This is a genomic window from Bradyrhizobium sp. ORS 375 (assembly GCF_000239775.1).
In the GTDB taxonomy this organism is placed as follows: Bacteria; Pseudomonadota; Alphaproteobacteria; order Rhizobiales; family Xanthobacteraceae; genus Bradyrhizobium.
This window is the reverse complement of the sequence record NZ_CAFI01000071.1, coordinates 1-6,828: the sequence shown is the minus strand read 5'-3', so window position 1 is coordinate 6,828 and position 6,828 is coordinate 1. Positions and strand designations below refer to the sequence as shown.

General features: G+C 66.9%; 6 protein-coding genes and 1 pseudogene. 6 read left to right on the top strand and 1 reads right to left on the bottom strand.

Features of this window, described 5'->3' with window-relative positions; all coding sequences use genetic code 11:
• Positions 1–341 (top strand): response regulator (locus tag BRAO375_RS06425; protein ID WP_035639258.1); only part of this gene is annotated, 341 nt, incomplete at its 5' end.
• Positions 342–549: 208 nt separating this feature from the next.
• Here BRAO375_RS06425 and erpA read toward each other — a convergent pair.
• On the bottom strand, positions 550–906 hold the full coding sequence (gene erpA, locus BRAO375_RS06420) for an iron-sulfur cluster insertion protein ErpA (RefSeq protein ID WP_009026648.1): 357 nt from the start codon (positions 904–906) through the stop codon (positions 550–552).
• Positions 907–1,018: 112 nt separating this feature from the next.
• Here erpA and BRAO375_RS06415 point away from each other — a divergent pair, with 112 nt between their 5' ends.
• The 5 genes and pseudogenes from BRAO375_RS06415 to BRAO375_RS37240 form a co-directional block, all read left to right on the top strand.
• On the top strand, positions 1,019–2,185 hold the full coding sequence (locus BRAO375_RS06415) for a deoxyguanosinetriphosphate triphosphohydrolase (RefSeq protein ID WP_009026647.1): 1,167 nt from the start codon (positions 1,019–1,021) through the stop codon (positions 2,183–2,185).
• Between the two features lie 8 nt (positions 2,186–2,193).
• Positions 2,194–3,990: an arginine--tRNA ligase gene (gene argS / locus BRAO375_RS06410; protein WP_035639252.1), complete on the top strand. Its 1,797-nt coding sequence runs from the start codon at positions 2,194–2,196 to the stop codon at positions 3,988–3,990.
• Between the two features lie 95 nt (positions 3,991–4,085).
• Positions 4,086–5,633, top strand: a complete 1,548-nt coding sequence (locus BRAO375_RS06405; protein ID WP_009026645.1) for an SPOR domain-containing protein — start codon at positions 4,086–4,088, stop codon at positions 5,631–5,633.
• 42 nt (positions 5,634–5,675) lie between these two features.
• Entirely contained in the window at positions 5,676–6,704 is a 1,029-nt protein-coding gene (nagZ, locus tag BRAO375_RS06400; RefSeq protein WP_009026644.1) for a beta-N-acetylhexosaminidase, read from the top strand.
• Positions 6,701–6,828: pseudogene (locus tag BRAO375_RS37240) on the top strand (segregation/condensation protein A); the annotation flags it as partial. The gene nagZ and the pseudogene BRAO375_RS37240, both read left to right, overlap by 4 nt.

Below are 6,828 nucleotides of genomic sequence, written 5' to 3'. Positions count from 1 at the left end.
CGGACGGCCTGCAGGCGGTGAAGGCGGCTTCCGAGCAGGAGTTCGACCTGGTGCTGATGGATGTCCGCATGCCCGAGATGGACGGCATCACCGCGACGCGGACGATCCGTGCGAAGGGCGGCAGGCTGGCCGAACTGCCGATCATCGCGCTGACCGCGAACGCCTTCCCCGACGACATCAAGCAGTGCCGCGAGGCCGGCATGACCGACTTCCTCGCCAAGCCGCTGCGCAAGCCGGCGATGGTCGCGGCGATGCTGAAGGCGATCGGCACGCCAGCCCCGAGCGTTGAGGCGCCGGCGCTGGCGCCGGACGAGGCCGCGGCTGCGACTGCCGAGGCCTAAGCCGGGGGAGGGGGGAGCTTGCGCTGAGCAGCCAAGTCCGATTTCTTCGTCCCCCAATCGTCATTCCGGGGCAATCGTCCAAAGCAGCCGCGCCGCGGCTGCGTTGGGCGATTGAACCCGGAATCTCGAGCTTGTTGGAAATGGACGCCAACACCGTCATTCCGGGTTCAAGGCCTGCGGCCTTGCCCCGGAATGACGGTGGTGGTGGTCAGATCGAGAAGCTGGTGCCGCAGCCGCAGGAGGCGGTGGCGTTGGGATTGTTGATCCGGAACGAGGCGCCCATCAGGTCGTCGACGAAATCGACCTCAGAGCCCGCCAGGAACGGCACCGAGGCCGGATCGACCAGCACGATCGCCTGGTCGCGCGCGATGACGAGATCGTCCTCCGCCTTGGTGCGGTCGACGTCGAACTTGTACTGGAAGCCGGAGCAGCCGCCGCCTTCGACCGAGATGCGCAGCATCGCGCCGGCCGTCTCCTTGCCGAGGATCTCGCCAATGCGGCGGGCGGCGCGTTCGCTGATGGTGACGGGGCCGGTCGAGGCATCAGTCGTCGAGGCATCAGTCATGGCAGGAGGTCTCCGAGAGTAGCGCGTCATGCCCTATTCATTTGGTCCCGGGCACTCCCCATAGTTAAGTGGGCTGCCTCAAGGAATCAAACCGCAAAAGGAACAATCGCCCGTGTCGGTCGGAATGGCTGCCCCCCGCGCGCCCTATTCCTGCGATCCCGATCGCAGCCGGGGCCGGCTGTTCGCCGAGCCGCCGTCGCGCACCCGCAGCCCGTTCCGCCGGGATTGCGACCGGGTGATCCATTCCACCGCCTTCCGCCGGCTCAAGCACAAGACCCAGGTGTTCGTCTTCCACGAAGGCGACCATTACCGCACCCGCCTGACCCATTCCCTGGAGGTGGCCCAGATCGCCCGCGCGCTGGCCCGTCAGCTCGGCCTCGACGAGGACCTGACCGAGACGCTGGCTTTGGCGCATGATCTGGGACATCCGCCGTTCGGCCATGCCGGCGAGCGGGCGCTCAACCGCTGCATGGCTGAGCATGGCGGCTTCGACCACAATGCCCAGACCTTGCGCATCGTGACGTCGTTCGAGCAGCGCTACCCGGATTTCGATGGGCTCAACCTGACCTGGGAATCGCTCGAGGGCATCGTCAAGCACAACGGGCCGTTGCAGGGGCCGGTCCCCGCGGGGATCGCCGAGTTCAACACCCGGTTCGACCTGGAGCTGTGGAGCTACGCCTCGCTGGAGGCGCAGGTCGCCGCGCTCGCCGACGACATCGCCTATGACGCGCATGACATCGATGATGGCCTGCGGGCCGGTCTGTTCGCGGTCGACGATCTCAAGGAGGTGCCGCTGCTCGCGGCCATGATCGCCGAGATCGACGGGCAGTATCCTGCGCTCGACGACATCCGCCGCGGCGCCGAGCTGGTGCGCGAGCTGATCTCCTATCTGATCGCGGCCGTGGCCGCCGAGGCGCAGCGCCGAATCGAGCGCGCAAAACCCGTCTCGCCTCATGACGTCAGGCGCCATGCCGGCCCGCTGGTGGCGTTCCCGGCCGATGTCGCCGAGCACGAGGCCACCATCAAGGCGTTCCTCTGGCAGCGGATGTATCGCCACGAGCGGGTCATGCGCGTGATGCGCGACGCCGAGCGCATCGTCGCCGACCTGTTCGGCCGCTATCAGGAGGATGGCGCGACATTGCCGGCCGGCTGGCTCGACGGCTGTGCGGGAGAGGGCGATCGGGCGCGCCGGATCAGCCACTTTATCGCCGGAATGACCGACCGTTTTGCGTTAACCGAACACCATCGGCTTTTTGACTCGACCCCGGATTTGCGTTAGGCGCGGGCATGGTTGAACAAGCGTCCACCCCCTATCTTTTTGCTGACATGCTGGCCCGCGTGCACGCCATCTGCGCCGCGCTGGCCAAGGCCGGCGGCTGGCCCGAGGGCATCGATTTCTCGCGCGTGGTGGTCGAGCCGCCGCGCGATCCGAGCCACGGCGACATGGCGACCAACGCGGCCATGGTGCTGGCCAAGGAGGCCAAGGCCAAGCCGCGCGATCTCGCCGAGCAGATCGCCGAGCGGCTGCGCGCCGATGAGCTGGTCGCCAAGGTCGACGTCGCCGGTCCCGGCTTCATCAATCTCACCTTGCAGCCCATCGTCTGGACGCGGGCGCTGGCCACCATCCTGCGCGAGGGCGCCGACTACGGCCGCCTGGCGCCTGTTCCGGGCGCGGCGAAGGTCAACGTCGAATACGTCTCGGCCAACCCGACCGGGCCGATGCATGTCGGCCATTGCCGCGGCGCCGTGTTCGGTGACGCGCTGTCGAGCCTGCTGCAGTTCGCCGGCCGCGACGTCACGCGCGAGTACTACATCAACGATGCCGGCGCGCAGGTCGACGTGCTCGCGCGCTCCGCCTTCCTCCGCTATCGCGAGGCGCTCGGCGAGGACATCGGCGCGATTCCGGAGGGCCTCTACCCCGGCGACTATCTCAAGCCGGTCGGGCAGGCGCTCGCCGCCGAGCATGGCGACCGGCTGAAGGCGATGCCTGAGGCCGAGTGGCTGCCGATCGTCCGCGACAAGGCGATCGCGATGATGATGGACGAGATCAAGGACGATCTCGCGGCGCTTAACATTCGGCACGACGTGTTCTTCTCCGAGCGCTCCCTGATCACAGGCAGCACCAACAAGGTCGCTGAGACCATCGACTTCCTGCGCGGGCGCGGCGACGTCTATGAGGGTCGTCTGCCGCCGCCGAAGGGCGCGCCGGTCGAGGACTGGGAGGATCGCGAGCAGCTGCTGTTCCGCGCCACTGCCTTTGGCGACGACGTCGATCGTCCGCTGATCAAGTCGGACGGCAGCTACACCTATTTCGCCTCCGACATCGCCAACCACAGGCACAAGTTCGAGCGCGGCTTTGCCGATCTCATCGACGTGTTCGGTGCCGATCACGGCGGCTACATCAAGCGCATGCAGGCCGCGGTGAAAGCGGTGACGGCCGCGCAGGCGGTGCTCGACGTCAAGGTCGTGCAGCTCGTCAAGCTGTTGCGCAACGGCGAGCCGGTGAAGATGTCGAAGCGCTCCGGCGACTTCGTCACCTTGCGCGAAGTTGTTGATGAAGTGGGGCGCGATGCGGTCCGTTTCATGATGCTTTATCGGAAGAACGATGCCGTGCTGGATTTCGACCTCGCCAAGGTCATCGAGCAGTCGCGCGACAATCCGGTGTTCTATGTCCAGTACGGTCACGCCCGCGGGCATTCGATCTTCCGCAATGCCCGGGAGAGCCTGCCCGAGCTGCCGGAGGAGGAGGGGGCGCGGATCGCGTTCCTGCGCGGGGCTAACCTGGAAAAACTGGCCGACTCGGCCGAACACGACCTCTTGAAACGGCTGGCCCTGTACCCACGTACGGTGGAGAGCGCGGCCCTGGCGCATGAGCCGCACAGGATCGCCTTCTACCTCTATGAACTTGCAAGCGAATTTCACGCCCTCTGGACCCGGGGGCGGGATTTGCCCTATTTACGCTTCATTATCGATGATGATGCAGAATTGACCAAGGCACGTTTGGCCATGGTTCAGGGCGTCGTCTCGGTACTGGCGTCGGGACTTGCGATCTTGGGCGTTAATGCTCCTGATGCAATGCGCTGATTGGGGGAAACACGCGACTTCAGTTGGGGGCCTCAATCTGGCAGGGTCCGCCTTAGGACGCATATGCGGCTCACCCGCAGGGACGCTTCATCACGATGGCTGATCGTTACCAGGACAGACCCTTTCCCGCTGATGGTTTTGGCCGCGGTGGAAACCAGTCGGGCGATGCCGATCCGCTCGCCGAACTCGCCCGTCTGATCGGGCAGAACGATCCTTTTGCAGCATCGGGCCGGGGCACGCCTCAGGCCCAGCAGCGGCCGATGCCTCGTCCCGCCGCGCCAGTTCCAGAACAGCCCGCCGCAGCCATGCCGCCCGCCGGCGCTCCGGCCTGGATGCAGCGCGCCCAGCCGGCCGCCGCCAATCCGTTTGCCGACATGGGACGTGAGCAGCCGCAGCCGGCGCCAGCCCCGCCGGCTTTTCCTGCCGGTTTTCAGGATCCGCGCGGCCAGCCCGGCTTCCCCGAGCAGGATTTCGCGCCCGCCGCGCCGCGGCCGCAACCGGGGTATCCGAACGCCGAATTCGCCGACCAGCTGTCCAAGCTCGACTACAGCGTCGGCGACTCGCGCCACGGCTTTGCCGAGAACGATCGCGACTACAACCGCGACGGCTACGACGACAACGACCAGGACTCCTCGCGCTACGACGATGCGCTGTTCGGCCAGATGGGCGGGGGACAGCAGGGTTTCCAGGGCGACAACGAATTCCAGGACGGCCAATACGGCTACCAGGACGGCTACGACGAGGGCGAGGAAGAGGAGCGGCCGCGTCGGCGCGGCGGCATGAGCACGGTGCTCGCGGTGCTGACCCTTGCGGTGGTCGGAACCGGCGGTGCCTATGGCTACAAGACCTATATCTCGTCCGGGCGTACCGGAGAGCCGCCGATCATCCGGGCCGACAACAGCCCGACCAAGATCATGGCGCAGCAGGACACGACACCGAAGGTGCCGGACCGGCTGCTCGGTGGCGATGGCGGCGAGAAGCTGGTGTCCCGCGAGGAGACGCCGATGGACTTGAACACGCGCGGCGGCAATCCCCGCGTCGTGTTCCCGCAGATGAGCCAGAACGGTGGGCCTCCGCCGACGACGCCTCCGAGCGTGACGCCGGCGCAGATCGCCAACGCGAACGGCATTCTCCCCAACAGCGATCCGCGGCCGATCAAGACGCTGTCGGTCACTGGTGGCAACCAGGCTGGCGCGGCTGATCCCGGGATGCCACCGGCCAATCCGCCGCCGACCAAGCAGGCGATGAAGGGCAAGAAGTCGCCGGCCAACGCCAATGCCTCCGCGGCGACCGAAACCCCGATGCCGCTGACGCCGCAGCCCGCAACCGCGCCGGCCCGCATCGCTGCGGCCGTGCCGGTCACCGAGCAGACCCAGACCGAGCGCACCGGGGGCTATCTGGTCTCGATCTCGTCGCAGGCCAGCGAGGCCGAGGCGATGACGTCCTATAAGGCCGTCCAGGACAAGTACACCGCGGTGCTCGGCAAGTACGAGCCGATCATCAAGCGGATGGATCTGGGCGATAAGGGCGGTGTCAAGTACCGCGCGGCCGTCGGCCCCTTCGCGACGAAGGAAGAGGCCAACAAGATGTGCGGAACGTTGAAAACTGCCGGCGGACAGTGTTTCCCGTTTAGCAACAATTAAGGCTCGCTTGACCGCCCCTGAGGCGGGGTCTATGCGGCCCGCATGACCATGCGGGCTTTCATTACCGGCATCTCCGGCCCAGACCTCACCGAGGCCGAGCGCGCCTTCATCCGCGATGCGAAGCCCTGGGGCTTCATCCTCTTCAAACGCAATGTCCAGTCACCCACTCAAGTGGCTGCACTGGTTCAGGAATTGCGCGATTGCGCCGGCCGCGCTGACGCCCCGGTCCTGATCGACCAGGAGGGCGGGCGGGTGCAGCGGCTGGGGCCGCCGCACTGGCCGGCCTATCCCCCCGGCGTCGTGTTCGACCGCCTCCACGACCTTGATTCGGCCGCAGGCCTCCGTGCTGCCTGGCTCAGCGCCCGCCTGATCGCCGATGATCTGAGCCGGCTGGGGATAACGGTCGACTGCCTGCCGCTGGCCGATGTCCCCATTGCCGGCGCCGATGCCGTGATCGGGGACCGGGCCTATGGCACGACGCCGGCCAAGGTGGCGGCGATTGCCCGGGCGGTGACGGAGGGGTTGGAGCAGGGCGGCGTGCTGCCGGTGCTCAAGCACATCCCTGGCCACGGCCGCGCCACCGCCGACAGCCACCACCGGCTGCCGACCGTCGACACCCCTGAAACGGAGCTCGACGCCACCGATTTCGCCGCGTTCAGGCCCTTGGCCGACCTGCCGATGGCCATGACTGCACATGTTGTGTTTAGCGCGATCGACGCCGCCCATCCGGCCACGACTTCTGCGACAATGATCCAGCGGGTGATTCGCGAACGGATCGGGTTCCAGGGTTTGTTGATGAGTGATGACGTGTCCATGAACGCATTGGCCGGATCGATCGCGGAGCGGACGCGCGCGATCGTCGCGGCGGGCTGCGACATGGTGCTGCATTGCAACGGCAAGCTCGAGGAGATGCAGGCCGTCGCGGCCGAGACGCCGGAGCTGGCCGGCCAGGCTCTGATCCGCGCCGACCGCGCGCTTGCGGCGCGCAAGCCACCCACGGGATTCGACCGCAGCGCTGCGCGCGCCGAGCTCGATGCCCTGATCAACCGGCTGGGACCCGCGAGCGCATGACCGCTGAAATTCTGTCGTTTGAAACCGGCCGTCCCACGACGGAGCTGGCCGAAGCCGAACCGGCATTGGTCGTCGATGTCGAGGGCTATGAAGGCCCGCTTGACCTGCTGCTCGCACTGGCGCG

What these genes read in the sequence shown, in the direction of transcription:
- BRAO375_RS06405 (WP_009026645.1), top strand. Translation starts at nt 4,086, where the DNA reads ATGGCTGATCGTTACCAGGACAGACCCTTTCCCGCTGATGGTTTTGGC.
- argS (WP_035639252.1), top strand. Translation starts at nt 2,194, where the DNA reads ATGGTTGAACAAGCGTCCACCCCCTATCTTTTTGCTGACATGCTGGCC.
- nagZ (WP_009026644.1), top strand. Translation starts at nt 5,676, where the DNA reads ATGACCATGCGGGCTTTCATTACCGGCATCTCCGGCCCAGACCTCACC.
- erpA (WP_009026648.1), bottom strand. Translation starts at nt 906, where the DNA reads ATGACTGATGCCTCGACGACTGATGCCTCGACCGGCCCCGTCACCATC.